The 20,273-nt window shown below is 64.8% G+C and carries 18 protein-coding genes; 14 read left to right on the top strand and 4 right to left on the bottom strand.

Annotated features, from left to right (window positions below):
- The first annotated feature begins 27 nt into the window (after positions 1-27).
- From J2X53_RS18235 to J2X53_RS18195, 9 genes are all read left to right on the top strand, one after another.
- Positions 28-804, top strand: coding sequence for an enoyl-CoA hydratase (locus tag J2X53_RS18235; RefSeq protein WP_349038928.1), 777 nt, complete (start codon positions 28-30; stop codon positions 802-804).
- A 153-nt stretch (positions 805-957) separates the two neighbouring features.
- Positions 958-1,233 (top strand): 30S ribosomal protein S20, encoded by a 276-nt coding sequence (gene rpsT / locus J2X53_RS18230; protein ID WP_349038927.1) that lies wholly within the window; start codon positions 958-960, stop codon positions 1,231-1,233.
- Positions 1,234-1,766: 533 nt separating this feature from the next.
- Positions 1,767-3,125: a chromosomal replication initiator protein DnaA gene (dnaA, locus tag J2X53_RS18225; protein ID WP_349038926.1), complete on the top strand. Its 1,359-nt coding sequence runs from the start codon at positions 1,767-1,769 to the stop codon at positions 3,123-3,125.
- A 216-nt stretch (positions 3,126-3,341) separates the two neighbouring features.
- Complete coding sequence (dnaN, locus tag J2X53_RS18220; RefSeq protein ID WP_349038925.1) at positions 3,342-4,460, top strand: DNA polymerase III subunit beta; 1,119 nt, start codon at positions 3,342-3,344, stop codon at positions 4,458-4,460.
- Positions 4,461-4,567: 107 nt separating this feature from the next.
- Positions 4,568-5,656: a DNA replication/repair protein RecF gene (recF, locus tag J2X53_RS18215; RefSeq protein WP_349038924.1), complete on the top strand. Its 1,089-nt coding sequence runs from the start codon at positions 4,568-4,570 to the stop codon at positions 5,654-5,656.
- Positions 5,653-6,078 carry a VOC family protein gene (locus J2X53_RS18210; RefSeq protein ID WP_349038923.1) on the top strand — a complete coding sequence of 142 codons (426 nt, stop codon included), beginning with the start codon at positions 5,653-5,655 and terminating at the stop codon, positions 6,076-6,078. The genes recF and J2X53_RS18210 overlap by 4 nt, the downstream gene beginning before the upstream one ends.
- Entirely contained in the window at positions 6,075-6,695 is a 621-nt protein-coding gene (locus tag J2X53_RS18205) for a LysE family translocator (protein WP_349038922.1), read from the top strand. Before J2X53_RS18210 ends, J2X53_RS18205 begins: the two co-directional genes overlap by 4 nt.
- Before the next feature lie 81 nt (positions 6,696-6,776).
- Positions 6,777-9,227 (top strand): DNA topoisomerase (ATP-hydrolyzing) subunit B, encoded by a 2,451-nt coding sequence (gene gyrB, locus J2X53_RS18200; RefSeq protein ID WP_349038921.1) that lies wholly within the window; start codon positions 6,777-6,779, stop codon positions 9,225-9,227.
- A 204-nt stretch (positions 9,228-9,431) separates the two neighbouring features.
- Positions 9,432-9,632, top strand: a complete 201-nt coding sequence (locus J2X53_RS18195) for a hypothetical protein (protein ID WP_118155615.1) — start codon at positions 9,432-9,434, stop codon at positions 9,630-9,632.
- 76 nt (positions 9,633-9,708) lie between these two features.
- On the opposite strand, the gene J2X53_RS18190 is transcribed toward J2X53_RS18195, so the two are convergent.
- Positions 9,709-11,040, bottom strand: a complete 1,332-nt coding sequence (locus J2X53_RS18190; protein WP_349038920.1) for a formimidoylglutamate deiminase — start codon at positions 11,038-11,040, stop codon at positions 9,709-9,711.
- A 106-nt stretch (positions 11,041-11,146) separates the two neighbouring features.
- Here J2X53_RS18190 and hutI point away from each other — a divergent pair, with 106 nt between their 5' ends.
- From hutI to J2X53_RS18165, 5 genes are read left to right on the top strand one after another with little or no spacing between them, the layout of a single operon-like run.
- A complete protein-coding gene (gene hutI, locus J2X53_RS18185) occupies positions 11,147-12,349 on the top strand; it encodes an imidazolonepropionase (RefSeq protein WP_349038919.1) in 1,203 nt (400 codons plus the stop codon).
- On the top strand, positions 12,346-13,878 hold the full coding sequence (gene hutH / locus J2X53_RS18180; protein ID WP_349038918.1) for a histidine ammonia-lyase: 1,533 nt from the start codon (positions 12,346-12,348) through the stop codon (positions 13,876-13,878). Before hutI ends, hutH begins: the two co-directional genes overlap by 4 nt.
- Positions 13,878-14,672: an N-formylglutamate deformylase gene (gene hutG / locus J2X53_RS18175; RefSeq protein ID WP_349038971.1), complete on the top strand. Its 795-nt coding sequence runs from the start codon at positions 13,878-13,880 to the stop codon at positions 14,670-14,672. The genes hutH and hutG overlap by 1 nt, the downstream gene beginning before the upstream one ends.
- A 10-nt stretch (positions 14,673-14,682) precedes the next feature.
- On the top strand, positions 14,683-16,368 hold the full coding sequence (gene hutU, locus J2X53_RS18170) for a urocanate hydratase (RefSeq protein WP_349038917.1): 1,686 nt from the start codon (positions 14,683-14,685) through the stop codon (positions 16,366-16,368).
- Positions 16,365-16,886, top strand: a complete 522-nt coding sequence (locus J2X53_RS18165; protein ID WP_349038916.1) for a HutD family protein — start codon at positions 16,365-16,367, stop codon at positions 16,884-16,886. Before hutU ends, J2X53_RS18165 begins: the two co-directional genes overlap by 4 nt.
- A gap of 73 nt (positions 16,887-16,959) precedes the next feature.
- Here J2X53_RS18165 and J2X53_RS18160 read toward each other — a convergent pair whose 3' ends face one another.
- From J2X53_RS18160 to J2X53_RS18150, 3 genes are all read right to left on the bottom strand, one after another.
- Positions 16,960-17,676 (bottom strand): UTRA domain-containing protein, encoded by a 717-nt coding sequence (locus J2X53_RS18160; RefSeq protein ID WP_349038915.1) that lies wholly within the window; start codon positions 17,674-17,676, stop codon positions 16,960-16,962.
- 69 nt (positions 17,677-17,745) lie between these two features.
- Entirely contained in the window at positions 17,746-18,879 is a 1,134-nt protein-coding gene (locus tag J2X53_RS18155) for a Rieske 2Fe-2S domain-containing protein (protein WP_349038914.1), read from the bottom strand.
- A 120-nt stretch (positions 18,880-18,999) separates the two neighbouring features.
- Positions 19,000-20,235: an NAD(P)/FAD-dependent oxidoreductase gene (locus J2X53_RS18150; RefSeq protein ID WP_349038913.1), complete on the bottom strand. Its 1,236-nt coding sequence runs from the start codon at positions 20,233-20,235 to the stop codon at positions 19,000-19,002.
- Positions 20,236-20,273: the final 38 nt, after the last annotated feature.

Below are 20,273 nucleotides of genomic sequence, written 5' to 3'. Positions count from 1 at the left end.
CGCATCGCCCAACCGTGGAGCCCGCGCATGGCCTATGATACCCTGATCGTCGAGGTCGAGGACTATGTTTCCCTGATCCGGCTGAACCGCCCCGACGCGCTGAACGCGCTGAATTCCAAGCTGATGAAGGAACTGGCCAGCGCGGTGCAGGCGGCTGACCGCGATGACAATGTCCGCGTCATTGTGCTGACCGGGTCGGAAAAGGCCTTTGCCGCGGGTGCCGATGTCAAGGAAATGGCCGAAAAGACCTTTACCGAGGTTTATTTCGACAATCTGTTCGGCGTCGAAGCCGAAATCATCGGCAATGTGCGCAAACCGATCATCGCCGCTGTTTCCGGCTATTGTCTGGGCGGCGGGTGTGAGCTGGCGATGCTGAGCGACTTCATCATCGCCTCTGACACCGCAAAATTCGGCCAACCCGAGATCAACCTTGGCATCGTGGCGGGCATGGGCGGCACCCAGCGTCTGACCCGCTTTGTCGGCAAATCCAAATCGATGGACATGCATCTGACCGGCCGCTTCATGGACTCGGCCGAGGCCGAGCGGTGCGGTCTGGTCAGCCGGGTGTTTCCGGCCAAGGATCTGATGACCGAAGTGATGAAGATCGCCGACAAGATTGTCGAAAAATCGCTGCTGTCGTCGATGGCCGTCAAGGAATGCGTGAACCGGGCGCAGGAAACCACCCTGGCCGAAGGCTTGCTGTTCGAGCGTCGGGTCTTCCACGCCATGTTTGCGACCGAAGACCAGAAAGAGGGCATGGCCGCGTTCCTGGAAAAGCGTCAGCCGCAGTTCCGCGACAAGTAGGCGGTTTTTCCTGTTTTCTTTCGGATCAAACCATCCTATACGCCGCCCCACATGCGCGTGGGCCCGCTTAGGCAAGAATCATCCCCTCCTATAAGGTGGGGTCTTGGGGCTTTCGTGCGATCGCATTGAATCAGACCCAGGAAAGGCCACCAAATGGCAAATAGTGAACAGTCCAAAAAACGCGCCCGCCAGTCCGAGGCGCGCTATGCCGTGAACAAAGCCCGCCGTTCGCGCATCCGTACCTTTGTCCGTAAAGTCGAAGAGGCAATCGCGTCGGGCAATTCCGAAGCCGCTGTCGAAGCGCTGAAAAACGCACAGCCAGAACTGGCACGCGGCGTGACCAAGGGCGTGCTGCACAAGAACACCGTCTCGCGCAAAATCTCGCGCCTGTCGTCGCGCGTCAAAGCCCTGTCGACCCCGGCTTCCTGAGTCGTTCTTATCAATTTTGTGTCAAGGGCGTCCTCTTCAGAGGGCGCCCTTTTTTCATGCCTCTCACGGGTTTTCAGGCGCTTTTCCGCCTGCACGTTGCCGATTTGCCAGAGCCCCCGGATTCGCAGAGTTCATTCGTCTGTCAACTTAATAGTTCGGTTGCGAAAGCACCTGCCAGCTTGCTAGCTTCCAGAGGCGATTCACTTCGTCTTGGGGGACATGACGCGGTCTTGCGCAATAATCTGATGTGTCTTGCTGCCAGCTATACCATCAGAGTTTTGTGAAAGATCAATGTGTTGTGCTGTCTGCGGTCCTTTCCGCACTCAGGTGGTTCAACGGAGCTGGCTTTTCGGGGCCGGCAACGTCGTTCTGTAATGTGTCCTTACCTGATCCGTTCCCGGGTCGGTTCCTGTTTGCACGCCTGCAAACAGGTATCAGTCCCGTTCGGCAGGCCTTGTGGGGTGGTGCGTGAGAAACAAAGTCCGACCGGGTCACCGGAGGTCGCGGGCAAATAAAAAAACAGGTCAAAGCGAATGACGAACGAGACGTGGGGACAGGTTCGGGAAGAACTGATCAAGAGGGTTGGTAAGAACAACTACACAACATGGATCGAGCCGCTTCGCCTGTCGCACCTGAAAAACGGCGTCGCCAGTTTTGAAGTCCCGACGACCTTTTTCGGCGACTGGGTGTCGCGCAATTTTGCCGACCACATTCGCGGCGAGCTTGCGGTTGCCGGAACGCCGGTCGAACGCGTGGAGTTTACCGTCGGCGCGATGTCAGAGCGGGCTCCGGCAAAGCCTGCGGCGCGGGCGGCAAAGGCCGCGCGGATGCGCCCGTCTGGTACGGATGAGGTCACCGGCGCGCAGCTGGAGCAGCGTTTCACCTTTGACAATTTCGTGGTCGGCAAGCCGAACGAACTGGCCCACGCCGCCGCCCGTCGGGTAGCCGAGGGCGGGCCGGTCACTTTTAACCCGCTGTTTCTGTATGGCGGCGTCGGACTGGGTAAGACACACCTGATGCACGCCATCGCCCATGAGCTGAAATTCAGCCGTCCTGACCTGCATGTGCTGTACCTGTCCGCCGAGCAGTTCATGTACCGCTTTGTTCAAGCTCTGCGCGACCGGCAGATCATGGATTTCAAGGAGCTGTTCCGCTCGGTTGACGTGCTGATGGTCGATGACGTGCAGTTCATCGCCGGCAAGGACAGCACGCAGGAAGAGTTTTTCCACACCTTCAACGCGCTGGTCGATCAGAACAAGCAGATCGTGATCTCCGCCGACCGCGCGCCGGGCGAGATCAAGGATCTGGAGGAACGCATCCGCTCGCGGCTGCAATGCGGGCTGGTGGTGGACCTGCATCCGACCGATTACGAGCTGCGGCTGGGCATTCTTCAGGCCAAGCTGGACCATTATGCCAACCAGTACCGTGGCCTGACGATGGCGCCGGGGGTACTGGAATTTCTGGCGCACCGGATCACCACCAACGTCCGGGTGCTGGAAGGCGCCTTGATGCGGCTCTTTGCCTTTGCCAGCCTTGTCGGGCGCGAGATCAATCTGGATCTGGTTCAGGAATGCCTCTCCGATATCCTGCGGTCTTCGGAAAAGCGGCTGACGATCGAAGAGATCCAGCGGAAGGTGGCCGAGCATTACAATGTGCGGCTGTCCGACATGATCGGGCCCAAGCGGTTGCGGACAATCGCGCGGCCCCGGCAGGTGGCGATGTATCTGTCCAAACAGATGACCAGCCGCAGCCTGCCGGAAATTGGCCGCCGCTTTGGCGGGCGGGACCATACCACGATCATGCACGGGGTTCGCAAGATCGAGGAGCTGATGGCGGCCGACGGGCAGCTGGCCGATGATGTGCAGCTGTTGAAGCGGCTCTTGCAGAGCTGAGGGCAAGGGGTGCCCGCAGTGTTACATCAGGGCGGCCCCTTTGTTTTCAACGGCTTGCATTTTCACTTTGACGGAAACTTAACGGCTCGGCGGTAAGGCAGCCTCTGGCCCTTGACCTTGCCTGCAAAGCCACACAATGTCGGTTCAAACACTTGTGAACCCGCGAAAAACGGGTATTGTCGGCGTCCCTTAGACGGCCCGACAGGGGGATGGAAGATGAAGCTTTCGATTGAACGCGGCACATTGCTCAAGGCCCTGGCTCAGGCGCAGTCGGTGGTGGAGCGGCGCAACACCATTCCGATCCTGGCCAACGTGCTGATCGAGGCCGAAGGCGCGCAGGTGTCGTTCCGCGCCACCGATCTGGATATCGAGGTGGTAGACCGGGCCCCGGCCATGGTGGAACGCCCCGGAGCGACCACGGTTTCGGCGGTGATGCTGCACGAGATCGTGCGCAAACTGCCCGATGGCGCGCTGGTCAACCTGACCGAAGACCCGGCCTCGGGCCGGTTGTCGATCATGGCGGGGCGGTCGTCGTTCAGCCTGGCCACGCTGCCGAAAGAAGATTTCCCGGTGATGGCAACGTCTGAGTATTCGTCGAACTTCTCGGCCAAGGCGTCCGATCTGCGGCGGCTGTTCGACAAGGCGAAATTTGCAATCTCGACCGAGGAAACCCGCTATTATCTGAACGGCGTCTATCTGCATGTCTCGACCAGCGAAGAAGGTCAGGTGCTGCGCGCGGTGGCAACCGATGGCCACCGGCTGGCGCGGATTGATACGCCCCTGCCCGAAGGCGCGACCGGCATGCCCGGCGTGATCGTGCCGCGCAAGACCGTGAATGAATTGCGCAAGCTGCTGGATGATGACGAGGCGACGATTGCGGTCTCGGTCTCGGAGACCAAGATCCGCTTTGCGACGCCTGCCATCACTCTGACCTCAAAGGTCATCGACGGCACCTTCCCCGATTACACCCGTGTGATCCCCACCGGGAACACAAGGCGGCTAGAAGTCGATGCCAGCGAGTTTGCCAAGGCGGTGGACCGGGTGGCCACCGTGTCGAGCGAGCGGTCGCGTGCCGTGAAGCTGTCACTGGACGAAGACCGGCTGATCCTGTCGGTCAACGCCCCGGATTCGGGTGCGGCCGAGGAAGAGCTGGCGGTGGCCTATAGCGATGAGCGGCTGGAGATTGGCTTTAACGCCAAGTATCTGCTGGAGATTGCGTCGCAGGTGGACCGGGAAAATGCGGTGTTCCTGTTCAATTCCTCAGGCGATCCGACCTTGATGCGCGAGGGGAATGATACCAGCGCGATCTATGTCGTGATGCCGATGCGCGTGTAACATCGGTTGGGCCGGGGGTTTTACCCCCGCGTCCAAGGTTACTTGAACCGGTGGTGCAACCCTGGACGCACCCCGGAGTATTTTTGCCAAGATGAAAGGGGCAGCGGTTGGCTGGCCTTGCGATCACTTCGCTGGTGCTGTCGCAGTTCCGCAGCCATGGCCTGACGCGGCTGGCCTTTGACGGGCGGCCTGTGGCCATTCATGGCCCGAACGGCTCGGGCAAGACCAATATTCTGGAGGCGGTGTCGCTGTTGTCACCCGGTCGCGGCTTGCGGCGGGCGGGGGCAGAGGAGCTGGCGCGGCGGCCCGAGGCGATTGGCTGGAAACTCTCGGCTGAGGTGGACGGGCTGGACGCCCCGCATGAGGTGGTGACCTATGCCGAAGGCCAGGACGCGCGGGTGGTGCGGATTGATGGCAAGGCGGCCACGCAGGCCATGCTGGGGCGGGTGCTGCGCATTTTGTGGCTGGTGCCGGCGATGGACCGGCTGTGGATCGAGGCCGCCGAGGGCCGGCGGCGGTTTCTGGACCGGATCACGCTGAGCTTTACCCCCGAGCATGGCGAGGCGGTGCTGGGTTATGACAAGGCGATGCGCGAGCGCAACCGTCTGTTGAAGGATCAGGTGCGCGATGCCCATTGGTATGGCGTGGTCGAGGCGCGGATGGCCGAGGCGGCCGCAGCGATCGACGCCAACCGGGCGGCGGCGCTGGCCCGGCTGGCACGGGCGCAGGACGGGGCGGAGACGGCGTTTCCGCGCGCCGATCTGACGTTGGTGCACCCCGAGGGCGGCTACGGCGATCTGGCGCTGGCGCTGGCCGAAGGGCGGGCGCGCGATATGGCGGCGGGGCGGACGCTGCAAGGGCCGCACCGGGTGGATCTGGCGGCGGTCTTTGCGGCCAAGGGCGTGGCGGCGGGGCAATGTTCGACCGGGGAGCAGAAGGCGCTGCTGATCAGCCTGATTCTGGCGAATGCACGGGCGCTGCGTGCCGATCTGGGCCGCGCGCCGGTGGTGCTGCTGGACGAGGTGGCGGCGCATCTGGACGCGGCCCGGCGCGCGGCGCTTTATGATGAGATCTGTGCGCTGGGGGCGCAGGCGCTGATGACCGGCACCGAGCCGGGGTTGTTTGAGGGCCTGGACGGGCGGGCGCAGGTTCTGGCTGTGACCGAGGACGGCGGCATATCGGAGGTTAAGGGATGACGGTGCAACGGGTGACGCTGATCACGCTGGGCGTGACAGATCTTGTGGCGGCGCGGGCGTTTTACGCCCGGCTGGGTTGGGTCGAGCATGCTGAGTCGCAAGAGGGGGTGGCGTTTTTCCAGATGCACGGGGCGGCGCTGGCGCTGTTCGGTCGCGACAATCTGGCGCTGGATCAGGGACGGCCCGGGGCTGTGCTGGGCACGGGGGCGGTGACACTGGCGCAGAACTTTGCCACCGAGGCCGAGGTGGATGCGGCCTTTGCAGCGGCGCTGGCTGCCGGAGCTGTGGCGCTGAAAATGCCGGAAGAAGTGTTCTGGGGCGGCTATTCCGGCTATTGGGCTGATGCGGATGGCCATATCTGGGAGGTTGCGATGAACCCGTTTTGGCCGCTGAATGAAGACGGGAGCCTGACGCTGCCATGACGGTGACATTGCATCAGCTGGCGCTCTATGCGCTGGCCATGGTGGGGCTGTGGGTGATCCCCGGCCCGGTCTGGGTGGCGCTGACCGCGCGGGCGCTGTCGGGCGGCATGGCGGGGGCCTGGCCGCTGGCGGTGGGCGTGGCGCTGGGGGATCTGATCTGGCCGCTCTGTGCGATTCTGGGGCTGGCCTGGGTGCTGTCGCTGTATGGCGATCTGCTGGAGGTGATGCGCTGGGTCGCGGCGGCGGTGTTCATCGTGATGGGGGTGCTCTTGCTGCGCAAACCGGCGGCGGTGCCGGGGGCGGACAGCCGGATGACGCGGCCCGGAGTCTGGGCCGGGTTTTCGGTGGGCGTGGCGGCGGTGATCGGCAACCCCAAGGCGATTTTGTTCTACATGGGGTTTCTGCCGGGATTTTTTGATCTGAGCCGGGTGACGGCCTGGGATATTGTGGCGATTCTGCTGGTTTCGGCGCTGATCCCGATGCTGGGCAATCTGGGGCTGGCGCTGTTTCTGGACCGCGCACGTCAGCTGCTGCGCAGCCCGGCGGCGCTGCGGCGGCTGAATGTGGTGTCGGGCGTTTTGCTGATTGCGGTGGGATGTGTGATTCCCTTTACCTGACCCCCAAATCTTGTGTCACAGGGGTGACATTCCCTGCCCCCGGCGGTATAAGTCGGACACATAATTTGGGGTTCATGACGCATGGCCGAAGCTGCCCGCAAACCCGCCGAATACGGCGCCGATTCCATCAAGGTTCTCAAGGGGTTAGAGGCGGTTCGCAAACGCCCTGGCATGTACATTGGTGACACCGATGACGGGTCGGGTCTGCATCACATGGTTTATGAGGTGGTGGACAACGGCATCGACGAGGCGCTGGCCGGGCATGCGACGGCGGTGACGGTCAAGATCCACGCGGATTCCAGCGTATCGGTGCGCGACAACGGGCGCGGGATTCCGGTGGATATCCATGAGGGTGAAGGCGTGTCGGCGGCAGAGGTCATCATGACCCAACTGCATGCGGGCGGCAAGTTCAACAACACGGACGACTCGGGCAACGCCTACAAGGTCTCGGGCGGGTTGCACGGCGTGGGCGTGTCGGTGGTCAATGCGCTGTCGGAATGGCTGGAGCTGACCGTCTGGCGCGATGAGACCGAGTATCGGGCGCGGTTCGAGCATGGCGAGTGCGTGGAGCATGTGCGCGCCATTGGCCCGGCTCCGGGGATGCGCGGGACCGAGGTGCGGTTTCTGGCCAGCGCCAAGACCAACATTCCGGAGGGGACGTTCTCGAACCTCGACTACAGCTTCAAGACGCTGGAAAACCGGCTGCGGGAGCTGGCGTTTCTGAACTCGGGCGTGCGGATCATTGTCGAGGACGCGCGCCCGGCAGAGCCGCTGCACACCGAGCTGTTTTATGAAGGCGGCGTGCGGGAGTATGTGAAATACCTCGACCGCTCCAAATCGTCGATCATGGCCGAGCCGATCTATATGATCGGGGAACGCAATGGCATGACCGTTGAGGTCGCGATGTGGTGGAATGACAGCTACAACGAGATGGTGCTGCCGTTTACCAACAACATCCCGCAGCGCGATGGCGGCACCCACCTCGCCGGGTTCCGGGGCGCGCTGACGCGGACGATCAACGGCTATGCGCAGGCCAAGGGCATTGCGAAGAAGGAAAAGATCGACTTCACCGGCGATGACGCCCGCGAAGGTCTGACCTGTGTGTTGTCGGTCAAGGTGCCGGACCCCAAATTCTCCAGCCAGACCAAGGACAAGCTGGTCAGCTCCGAGGTGCGGCCTGCGGTCGAGAACCTGGTGAACGAAAAGCTGGCCGAATGGTTTGAGGAAAACCCGTCGCAGGCGAAAATCATTGTCGGCAAGATCATCGAGGCGGCTTTGGCGCGCGAAGCGGCGCGCAAGGCGCGTGAGTTGACGCGGCGCAAAACGGCGCTGGACGTGGCATCGCTGCCCGGCAAGCTGGCCGATTGTCAGGAACGTGACCCGGCAAAGTCTGAGATCTTCCTCGTCGAGGGGGATTCGGCAGGCGGTTCGGCGAAACAGGGGCGGTCACGCTCCAATCAGGCGGTGTTGCCGCTGAAGGGCAAGATCCTGAACGTGGAACGCGCGCGGTTTGACCGGATGCTGGCCAGCCAGGAGATCGGTACGCTGATCACCGCCCTGGGCACCGGGATTGGCCGCGACGAGTTTGACATCAAGAAACTGCGCTACCACAAGGTCGTGATCATGACCGACGCCGATGTGGATGGCGCACATATCCGGACGCTGATTCTGACGTTCTTTTTCCGGCAGATGCCGGAGCTGATCGAAGGCGGATACCTCTATATCGCGCAGCCGCCGCTGTACAAAGTCGCGCGCGGCAAGTCCGAGGTCTACATCAAGGATCAGGCGGGTCTGGAAGATTACCTGATCGACATGGGGCTGGATGGCGCGCTTCTGCGGCTCGGCAATGGCGAAGAGCTGGCGGGCGAAGACCTGCGCCGGGTGATCAATGGCGCGCGGCAGTTCCGCCGGGTGCTGGACTCGTTCCCGACCAACTATCCGCGCAATCTGCTGGAGCAGGCGGCTTTGGCGGGTGCGTTTGATCCCGGTCAGGCGGATGCCGGTTTGCAGGCGGTCGCCGATACGGTCGCCGTCCGTCTGAACCTGATCGCGGCGGAATACGAAAAGGGCTGGGCGGGCCGGATCACCCAGGATCATGGCATCCGCCTGAGCCGCATCCTGCGCGGGGTCGAGGAATTGCGGACGCTTGATGGTGCCGTTCTGCGCTCGGGCGAGGCGCGGCGGCTGTCAACGGTGTCGCGCGACAGCCGCGATGCCTTCCGCGACCCGGCCAAGCTGGTGCGTAAGGATCGTGAGCAGCTGGTTTACGGCCCCACCGACCTTTTGAAATCGATTCTGGCCGAGGGTGAAAAGGGCCTGACCCTGCAACGCTACAAGGGTCTGGGCGAGATGAACCCCGAACAGCTGTGGGAAACCACGCTGGACCCCGAGGCGCGCACATTGTTGCAGGTAAAGGTGGATGATCTGGCCGAGGCCGATGACATTTTCACCAAGCTGATGGGCGATGTGGTGGAACCACGCCGCGAATTCATTCAGCAAAACGCCTTGAATGTGGAAAATCTGGATTTCTGATCTGTACCGCCCTGCTTTGCGGCGGGGCGGCGCGGAAAGTTTCCGTTGATCCCCTTGGGTTCTGCGATTGTTGAGGTCTGGCACTGGTTTAACGGGTGCCGGACCCCCATCTTGGAATAAGCTGCACAAGGTCTTTGTGCCGCGTCATGGCAGGCTCTGTCCCGGCCGGTTTCCAACCGAATCCAGCCTGACAGGAGCCTGACCATGGGATATTCCCCGCAAAAGACGCCGTTTGACCTGACCGATTTTCTGAGCAAGCCCGGCAGCCCGAAATCGCGCAAGTGGAAGCGTTTTGCCCTTGGCGCACGCCCCGCCGCCGAGCCGGAAGCGGTTGAACCGGAAGCAGAGGTCGAAGTTGAAGCCGAGGCTGCTGCGCCCGACGCGGAACCGGCTGACAAAGCCTGACGCCTGCCCCTTTGCGGGGGTGCTGTGCTGTAAAAGTCGCCCGGAGCCGTTTGGCTGCGGGCGTTTTCTGTTGCGGTCAGATCAGGGCGCGACAGGCGATGGCGGCTGCCGCCCGCAAGCGGTCGCGGTGAATGTGGCGGCCCGACCGAACCAGATGCGCGCCATGGGCCCAGACATCGGCCACGGTCAGGTCGGTGCCAAAGATCCAGCGGTCAAGCAGGCGGTCGTCGGCCATATCCAGCGCCATCGGGTCGTGCAAAGCGACCAGATCGGCGGGCGCGCCCGCAGCGATCTGCGGGGCGGGCGCGGCGAGTGCCTGCGCGCCGCCGCTGGCCGCGCCGTGAAACAGCCGCGCCCCGGTAGAGCCGGTATCGGCGCAGACGTTGCGGGCGCGGCTGCCAAGGCGTTGGGAATACTCCAGCATCCGCGCCTCGCCCGCTGCCGTGATCTGCACATTGCTGTCGGTCCCAAGGCCAAGGCGCCCACCTGCGGCCAGAAACGGTTCTGCCGGGAAAATACCGTCGCCCAGATTGGCCTCGGTGATCGGGCAAAGTCCGGCGACGGCCTGTGTCGCGGCGATGCCCTGCACTTCCGCATCGGTCAGGTGGGTGGCGTGGATCAGGCACCAATCCGGGCCGACCGGGGCGTTGGCCAGCAGGTAGTCGACCGGGCGCTGGCCAGTGAACGCGACGCAATCCGCCACCTCTTGCAGTTGCTCTGCGATGTGGATGTGGAGGGGGCGGTTCGGGAAGGCCTGTGCCAGCGCGGTGATGTCGGCGATGGTGGCAGCCCGCAGCGAATGCGGCGCAAGGCCGATGCGGTCCTGCGGGCGGGCCATCGCGTCGCAGGCCTGCACCAGATCCGCAAAGCTGTCGGGCGTGTGGAGAAACCGGCGCTGACCCGCGCCCGCCGGTTTGGGGCCGAAACCGCCGTGGGCGTAGAACACCGGCAAATGGGTCAGGCTGATGCCCGTGTCTTCTGCCGCAGCGAAGATCCGCGCCGACATCTCGGCCGGGTTGTCGTAGGCGCGGCCATCCGGGGTGTGATGCAGGTAGTGGAATTCACCGACACGGGTGAACCCTGCCTCCAGCATCTCGACATAGGCGAGGGCGGCGATGGCCTGCATCGCCTCGGGCGTCAGGGAAAGCGCAAAGCGATACATCATCTCGCGCCAGGTCCAGAAGCTGTCACGGGTCGGGCCGCGCTGTTCGGTCAGGCCGGAAAAGCCGCGCTGAAACGCGTGGCTGTGCAGATTGGGCAGGCCGGGAATCACGATTTCGGCGCGGTGGTCGCCGGGCTGTGGCGGCGTACCGGTGGCAACGCTGTCAATCCGGCCCGCCTGCAGCACCAGCCGCACCTCGCGCGCCCAGCCATCGGGGAGCAGGGCGGTTTTTGCATGCAGGGTCATGGCAGGCGTTCCTTTGGCAAAGGGGCTATGCAGGCGGTCTTTAATATGTATATACTTAATCAGAGTGTAAAGGAAGTAGATTCCTGTGCCGCATCAGGGGGCCGCGATGACAGCCACGCTATGGACCAATGCCCGGGTTGTCACCGCTGACGGCAGCATTGACCGCGCGCCACAGGCAGGTGCGCTGGACGTGCTGACCGAAGGCGGGCGGATTTTGGCGGTGGGGCCGGGATTGGCGGGTGATGGGCACCGGATCGTCGATTGTGGTGGGCGGTTGCTGACGCCCGCCCCGGTGGATTGCCACACGCATATCGTGTTCGGCGGCGACCGGGCGAACGAGTTCGAGATGCGGCTCGACGGCGTGCCCTATACGCAGATCGCGCAGGCGGGCGGCGGCATCAAGGCCAGCATGCGCGCCACGCGGGCGATGAGCGTGGAGGCGCTGGTCACGGCCAGCCTGCCCCGGCTGGATCATCTGCTGGCCGAAGGCGTGTGCACGGTGGAGGTGAAGTCGGGCTATGGTCTGTCGGTTGCATCAGAGCTGACCATGCTGCGCGCCGCCCGAGCCTTGGGACACGCGCGGCGGGTGCGGGTTTGCACCACATGGCTGGCCGCGCATGCTCTGCCGCCGGAATATGACGGGCGGCCCGAGGCCTATATCGCCGAAGTGGCGATTGCGGGGCTGGAGGCGGCGCATGCCGAAGGACTGGTCGATGCAGTCGACAGTTTCTGCGAGGGGATCGCCTTTACCCCCGCGCAACTGGCCCCGCTGTATGACCGGGCGCGCGCGCTTGGCCTGCCGGTGAAGATCCATTCCGAACAGCTGTCGCACAGCGGCGGCACGGCGTTTGCCGCGCGCTATGGCGCGCTGTCGGCAGATCATCTGGAACATGCGACCGAAGCAGATGCGCAGGCGATGGCGGCATCGGGTACGGTCGCGGTTCTGCTGCCGGGGGCGTTCTACGCTTTGCGCGAAACCGTGCTGCCACCTGTCGCGGCGTTCCGCGCGGCGGGCGTGCCGATGGCCCTGGCGACAGATTGCAACCCCGGCACCTCGCCGCTGACCTCGATTCTGCTTGCGATGAACATGGGGGCCACGCTGTTCCGTCTGACCGTGGCGGAGTGTCTGCTGGGGATCACGGCGCATGCGGCGCGGGCACTGGGGTTACAAGAGGTCACCGGGCGGATCGCGCCGGGCCTCGCCGCAGATATGGTGCTGTGGAACGCCGAAACCCCGGCCCAGCTGGTGGCGCGGATCGGGTTCAACCCCCTGCACGCCCGGATTTTTCAAGGAGAGGTGGTCGCATGACCGAGATGATCCTGACCCCCGGCGCAGTGTCGCTGGCCAGCTTGCGCGACCTGTACTGGCAGGGCGGCGCGCCCCGCCTGACGCCCGATTGCGCGCCTGCCGTGGCGCGGGCAGCGGCGCGGATTGCCGAGGTCGCAGCAGGGGATGCGGCGGTTTATGGGGTGAACACCGGGTTCGGCAAGCTCGCGTCGATCCGCATCGCGGCGGGGGATGTGGCGCAGTTGCAGCGCAATCTGATCCTGTCGCATTGCTGCGGCGTCGGCGCGCCGCTGGACGGTGCAGTGGTGCGGATGATCCTGACGCTGAAGCTGATGTCACTGGGGCGCGGCGCATCGGGCACGCGGCCTGAAGTGAGCGGGTTGCTGGAGGGCATGCTGGCCCATGGCGTGCTGCCGGTGATCCCGGAAAAGGGTTCGGTCGGGGCCTCGGGTGATCTGGCGCCTTTGGCGCATATGGCGGCGGTGATGATCGGCGAGGGCGAGGCGTTTCTGGGCGAGGAACGTCTGCCGGGGGCAGAGGCGCTGGCCCGTGCCGGGCTGGCCCCGGTGGTGCTGGCCGCCAAAGAGGGGCTGGCGCTGATCAACGGCACGCAGGTATCGACCGCCTTGGCCCTCGCGGGGCTGTTCCGGGCAGAACGGGCCTTGCGCGCCGCGATTGTCACCGGGGCGTTGTCGACCGATGCGGCGATGGGATCGACCGCGCCATTTGCGGCGGAAATCCACAGCTTGCGCGGGCATCAGGGGCAGATCGACGTGGCGGCCAGTTTGCGCGCGCTGCTCGCGGGCAGCCAGATCCGCGACAGCCATGTGGAGGGGGATGAGCGGGTGCAGGACCCCTATTGCATCCGCTGCCATCCGCAGGTGGCGGGGGCGGCGCTGGATATTCTGCGCGGCGTTGCCCGCACGCTGGAGATTGAGGCGAATGCCGCGACCGACAACCCGCTGGTGCTGTCGGATGGATCGGTGGTGTCGGGCGGCAATTTTCACGCCGAACCCGTGGCCTTTGCCGCCGATATCACCGCTTTGGCGGTTGCCGAAATCGGCGCAATTGCACAGCGGCGGATTGCGCTGCTGGTAGACCCTGCGCTGAACTTTGGCCTGCCGGGGTTTCTGACGCCCAAGCCGGGGCTGAATTCGGGGCTGATGATCGCAGAGGTCACGTCTGCCGCGTTGATGAGCGAAAACAAGATGCTGGCGCATCCGGCCTCGGTCGATTCCACGCCCACCTCGGCCAATCAGGAGGATCACGTCTCGATGGCCTGCCATGGCGCGCGCAGGCTCTTGGCGATGACGCAGAACCTGTACTGGATCATCGGGGTCGAGGCGATGGTGGCGGCGCAAGGCGTGGGTCTGCGCGGGCCGCTGACCACCTCGCCCGCCTTGCAGGCCGCGATTGCGGCGATCCGGGCGCGGATTCCGGCGCTGGAGGCGGATCGGTTCATGGGGGCAGATATGGAAGCTGCGGGCGAACTGGTGGCATCCGGCGCGCTGGAGGCGGCGGGGGCAGAGCTGCTGCCATGGGTGGCGTGATGCAGGTGGTGCAGGTGCAGCAGGGCGACGGCCCGGTCATTCTGGCGTTTCCGCATGTCGGCACCGAAGTCCCGTCCGAAGTCTGGGGGCGACTGAACGATGAGGGCCGGGTTCTGCGCGACACCGACTGGCATATTCACAAGCTTTACGCCGGGCTGATCCCCGGGCTGACGACGGTGACAGCCACGCAGTCGCGCACTGTCATCGACCTCAACCGCGACCCGAGTGGCGAAAGCCTGTACCCCGGCCTGACCACCACCGGCCTGATCCCGCAGACGACCTTCGACAATGTGCCGATCTGGGACCAGCCACCGGGGGCTGCAGATGTGGCGCATTGGCTGGAGGTGGTGCACCGGCCCTATCACGCTGCCCTTGCGGCAGAAGTGGCAAAGGTGCGGGCGCGGCATGGGGTGGCGGTACTGTATGACTGCCACTCGATCCGGTCGGAAATCCCATGGCTGTTTCCGGGCACCCTGCCCGAGTTGAACATCGGCACCAATGACGCGGCCACCTGCGCGCCCGTGCTGGAACAGGCGGTGGCGGGGATTGCCGCCGCTTCGGGTCACAGTTGGGTGCTGAACGGGCGGTTCAAGGGCGGCTGGACCACGCGGCACTATGGCCGGCCAGAGACCGGGGTGCATGCGATCCAGATGGAGCTGTCGCAGATCAGCCATCTGGCGCAGGAGGAACCGCCGTTTGCGCTGGACCCCGCCCGCACCGACCATCTGCGCCAGACATTGACCGAAATCCTTGCCACGCTGGCCGATCTGGCCCCGCGTCTGGCGCACAGCTGAGGGAGCCATCATGACCCGCCACAACACCCGCGACATCTATCCCGCCACCGGCACCGAGATCAGCTGCAAAAGCTGGCTGACCGAAGCCGCCCTGCGCATGCTGATGAACAACCTGCACCCCGATGTGGCCGAAAACCCGCATGAGCTGGTGGTGTACGGCGGCATCGGCCGGGCGGCACGGACCTGGGAGGATTTTGACCGCATCTGCGCCGCGCTGCGCGATCTGGAGGGCGACGAGACGCTGCTGGTGCAATCGGGCAAGCCGGTGGGCATTTTCCGCACGCATGCCGATGCACCACGGGTGCTGATCGCCAACTCCAATCTGGTGCCGCATTGGGCGACCTGGGCGCATTTCCACGAGTTGGACCGCAAGGGCCTGATGATGTACGGCCAGATGACCGCCGGATCGTGGATCTACATCGGCACGCAAGGCATCGTGCAGGGCACTTATGAGACCTTTGCCGAGGCCGGGCGGCAGCATTATGACGGCAGCCTGCGGGGGCGGTGGATTTTGACCGCTGGCCTTGGCGGCATGGGCGGCGCGCAGCCCTTGGCGGCGGTGATGGCGGGGGCCTGCTGTCTGGCGGTAGAGTGTGACGAGACCCGCGCCGATTTCCGCATCCGCACCCGCTATTGCGATGCCAAGGCGCATACGCTGGACGCGGCGTTGGCGCTGATCGACCAGTGGACCAAGGCCGGAGAGGCAAAGTCGGTCGCCCTGATCGGCAATGCGGCGGATGTGTTCCCCGAGATCTACCGCCGGATGCAGGCGGGGGAGGTGATGCCGAACGGTCGGCCCGATATCGTCACCGACCAGACCTCGGCCCACGATCCGCTCAACGGCTATCTGCCCAAGGGCTGGACCGTGGCCGAATGGCAAGCCAAGCGCGAAACCCACCCGGAGGAGGTGGAAAAGGCGGCACGCGCGTCAATGCGCGAGCATGTGGCGGCGATGGTGGGGTTCTGGAACGCTGGCGTGCCGACACTGGATTATGGCAACAACATCCGGCAGGTGGCGAAGGAAGAGGGGTTGGAGAATGCCTTCGCCTTCCCCGGTTTCGTGCCCGCCTATATCCGCCCGCTGTTCTGCCGGGGCATCGGGCCGTTCCGCTGGGTGGCGCTGTCGGGCGACCCGGAGGATATCTACAAAACCGATGCCGCGATGAAGAAACTGTTCCCCGACAACGCGCATCTGCACCGCTGGCTGGATATGGCGCGTGATCGGATCGCGTTTCAGGGCCTGCCCGCGCGGATCGCTTGGATCGGGCTGGGGGATCGCCACCGCGCCGGGCTGATGCTGAACGAGATGGTGCGCTCGGGCGAGCTGAAGGCGCCGGTGGTGATCGGGCGGGATCATCTGGATTCCGGCTCGGTGGCCAGCCCCAACCGGGAAACCGAGGCGATGAAGGACGGGTCGGATGCGGTCAGCGATTGGCCGCTGTTGAATGCGATGCTCAACGTGGCCGGGGGCGCGACCTGGGTGTCGCTGCACCATGGCGGCGGCGTGGGGATGGGGTTCAGCCAGCATGCCGGGGTGGTGATCGTGGCCGATGGCACCGAGGAAGCGGCGAAGCGGTTGGAGCGGGTGCTGTGGAACGACCCGGCCACAGGCGTGATGCGCCATGCCGATGCGGGCTACGACATCGCGCGCGAGTGTGCGTCAGACCACGGTCTCCGCCTGCCGGGCCTCGGATGAACGGCGTCTACCCCGCCGCCGCCCGCGTCTTTCGCCCGTGGAAAAACGGCGGCGGGGAGACGGCGGAGATTCTGTGCTGGCCCGAAGGGGCGGGCCTTGACGATTTCACCCTGCGCCTGAGCACAGCGCGGGTGGACCGCTCCGGCCCGTTCTCGCTGTTTCCGGGGGTGGACCGGGTGCTGACGGTGATCGAGGGCGGGGCCATGGTGCTGAGCCTTGACGGCACAGACCATCGCCTTGCCCCCGGCAGCCCGCCCTTTGCCTTTCCCGGCGACGCGCTTTGCGAGGCCAAGCTTGAAGGCCCGCCCCTCCTCGACTTCAACGTGATGACCCGCCGCCCGCTACAGGCGCAGGTCACCGTCGGGCCACTCACAGCCGGGGCCCGCTTTGCCCTGCTGCTGGCGCCCGTCGCCGGTCTGGCACGGCTGGATCTGGTGGATTTGGTCGTGGCAGAGACGAACCTTGTGGCGCACCTGTTGGGTGCGCCTGTCATCGCGATCCGTCTGCCGCGCGCCTGACCCTTGCGGGATCAGTGAGTATTTGGGCCAAGATGAAACGGCATGGATTTCATCTTGGAAAAAATACTCAAATTCAACGCTCGTCCGGGGTGAAGCGGCTGACCAGCTGGTGCCGCGATCCGGGGTAGGTCTGGGTGACCAGCGTGACCCACTGCCCGGCGCTTTCGGTGCGGCGGGTGACTTCCAGACAGGCCTCCCCCGCAGCGAGCGCCAGCGCGCGGGCGATCGGGGCGGGGGCGTTGATGGCGCGGATGCGGTGGTCGGCAGATGTCCACGGGATTTCGCGCAAAAGCCACTGACCGGGGGCGATGGTGCGGAAATCCTGCGTAAGGGCGGCAGGCGCGCTGACGGGGTTGATGATGCGGGATTCGTGGCAGAACGGCTGGTCGCCCGCGTAGTGCAGGCCTTGCAGCGCCAGAACGGGTGCTGCCCCGTCGATGCAGGCGGTCTGGATTTCATCGGGGCGTGGCGGGCGCAGGTCTCGCAATGTCAGGGCAAAGCGCCAGGGCAGGCCAAGGGCGCGGACCTCGGCCTCGATATCGGTGATCGCCATCACCGCCGCCTGCGCCATTGGTTGGGCAACAAAGGTGCCCAGCTTCTTGCGGCGGACCAGAAAGCCCTCGCGCGTGAGCTGGCCCAGCACCTTGTTCATCGTCATGCGCGACACGCCATGCTGTTCGGCAAGCACGGTTTCAAACGGCAGCTGAAAGCCGGGGGGCCACACGCCGCCGGTGATGCGGTCGCGCAGATCGGCAAGGATGCGGTCGTGATGGGTGGTGCGGCTGTCCACAAGGGCCCCTGTTCTGCTTGGCCCGCAGCCTAGACAACCGGGCCGGGCGGAACAAGCACAGGGGAAGGCTCAGGGCATCTTGCCGGCGATATAGGTGGCGAATTCGAAATTTGGCCGCTCCAGATGGCTGAGCGCACCGGGGGAGGACATATCGGCGCACAGGCCCCGATAGACGCGTTCGACACAGCCTTTGTCTTCGACATTCACATCATCAAGCAGCGCCTTGAGTGCCGCAAAATGCGCAGGCGCCTGCGGGTCGGCGGCCCAGTCCGGCGCAAGACCGCCACCGAACAGGACATGCACCTTTCCGGGGCCATCGGGGGTGAGGCAGAGATACCAGAAATACCCCGGCGTCAGCGTGATCAGCAGGGCGGGGTAGACCGACACCAGCCAGGTGATCCGCCGCTCATCCCCGGTCAGGGTGGTGTTCGACGGGTGGGCGAGGGTCAGCGGCAGGGAGTCGTTCTTGACGATGTAATGGTAGTTAAACGCGGGGAACCCCTCGGGGCAAGTCATTTTCAACAGGTCGACCGTGCCGCCGATGGTGTCTGCATGGCAGACCGGCAGGTGGTAGCTTTCCATGAAATTCTCGGCCAGCACCTTCCAGTTGGTGTTCCAGTGGAACTCCTCCCGGAACGCCTCGACATAGTGTTCCATGCCGAGATAGCCGACGAGGTTTTCGACGTCGCTCAGGGCCTCGGTCGGGGCGGGGGCGTCGGGGTTCAGGGTGACCATGATCCAGCCAAGCCAGTTTTCGACCCGCACTTTCGGCAGCGCGATCTGGTCTTTGCAGAACCCCTCGTTCAGGGTCATCGCGGGCGCGCCGCGCAGCGTGCCGTCAAGGTTGTAGGTCCAGGCGTGATAGGGGCAAACGATGGCGCGGGTGTTGCCGCGCCCCTCGAGCAGGGTGCTCATCCGGTGACGGCAGACGTTGGACAGGCCGCGCAGGGTGCCTTCGCGGTCGCGCAGGATGATGATGGGCTCGCCCGAGATCTCCATCGTCAGGTAATCGCCGGGATTGGGCAGCGCATCGGCGCGACCGGCACAGAGCCATTCGCGGGCAAAGATGTGCTGCTGTTCCAGCGCGGCAAAATCGGGCGAGGTGTAGACCGATTTCGGCATGGCAGTGGCGCGTTCGAAGGGCTGCGCGACATTGGCTCGAAGTTCGGCCAGCGGGCTGAGGTCTGGGTCGTGGCGGGTCATCTGACACCTCCGTCTGCCGATGGGTTGCCCTGCGAGCATGCGCAGGGATCGGGGATCGGGCAAGCGCGCTGTGGCCCGGCGGCAAGGTTTTGCAGCGGCGTCGGGCGTTCTGCCTGCGGGTCAGGCATGTGCGGGCACCCGCGCGGCGATATGGGCAGCCAGCCGTTCGGCATCACGCCAGGCCCCCCAGATGAAAGCTGACCCCCGGCAGGACAGCCACGGCAGGCCGACGAAATACAGACCGGGCACCTGCGACACGCCTTCGGTGTGGAGCGGGCGGCCCTGTTCGTCAAACGCGTCGAGTTTGATCCAGCTGTAGTCGAGCGCAAAGCCGGTGGCCCAGATGATGCTGGTGATGCCCTGTGCGGCGAGATCGAGCGACAGCAGCGGCTGCGTCACGCAACCGGGCAGCGGGGCAAAGACGCGCGCGCCGGGGTCTTCGGGCAGGTCGAGGGCGTGGGCAACGGCATAGGCATCAGCCTCGTCCAGCACCGACAGATAGTTGGCGTCGCCTTGGGCGATGTTCCGGGCGAGGTCATCGTTGACCGTAAGCGCGCCATTCGCAAAGCCATTGGCGCGGCCCAGAAGCACCACGCCTTGCGCGGCGAGGCGGCGGAAATCCATCGTGTGGCCACCGTAAGCGCCACTGACGGCGATGGTGATATGCTCGGTGCCCGGCTCCTTGGCCTTGGCGTCCCATTTGCCCAGTTTGCCCAGCCACCAGACGAAATCCTGCCCGCGATAGCGACGGGGCGGGCGGTCGTGCGGGCCGACCGACAGATAGACCTGACGCCCCGCGCGCTGCAATTCTTCGGCGATCTGCGCGCCGGACGAGCCTGCGCCGACCACCAGCACCGCGCCTTCGGGAAGTTGGGCGGGGTTCTTGTAGGCGCTGGAATGAAGCTGGGTCAGCCCGGGTTGCGCAGGCACCATGGCCGGGATCAGCGGTTTCTGAAACGGGCCGGTGGCGACCACCACCTGCTCGGCCTCGATCACGCCATCGCTGGTTTCGGCGCGGAAGGTGCCGCTGGGGGTGCGGTGCAGCGCCGTCACCTCGACCCCGCAGCGGATCGGCGCGTTGATCTTGCTGGCAAAAGCCTCGAAATACGCGGCCACGCGGTCTTTGCCGGCAAAGCTGTCGGGGTCAAGGTCGTCAAAGGTCATGGCGGGGAAACGGTCATGCCAGGCGGGGCCGTTGGCGACCAGCGAATCCCAACGCTCGGACCGCCAGCGTTCGGCGATGCGGGCGCGCTCCAGCACCAGATGTGGTATGCCGTGTTGCACCAGATGCGCACTGGTGGCCACCCCGGCCTGACCTCCGCCAATAACCATCGTGTTGATTTTTTCAAGGCTCATCTGCGGCGTCCTCTCAAGAGTGGGGATGGGAAAGGTGT

Origin of the sequence: Pseudotabrizicola sp. 4114 (assembly GCF_031457365.1) — a bacterium.
GTDB lineage: Bacteria > Pseudomonadota > Alphaproteobacteria > Rhodobacterales > Rhodobacteraceae > Pseudotabrizicola.
Note: the sequence above shows the minus strand (reverse complement) of the source record. Positions and strands in the feature narration are given on the sequence as shown.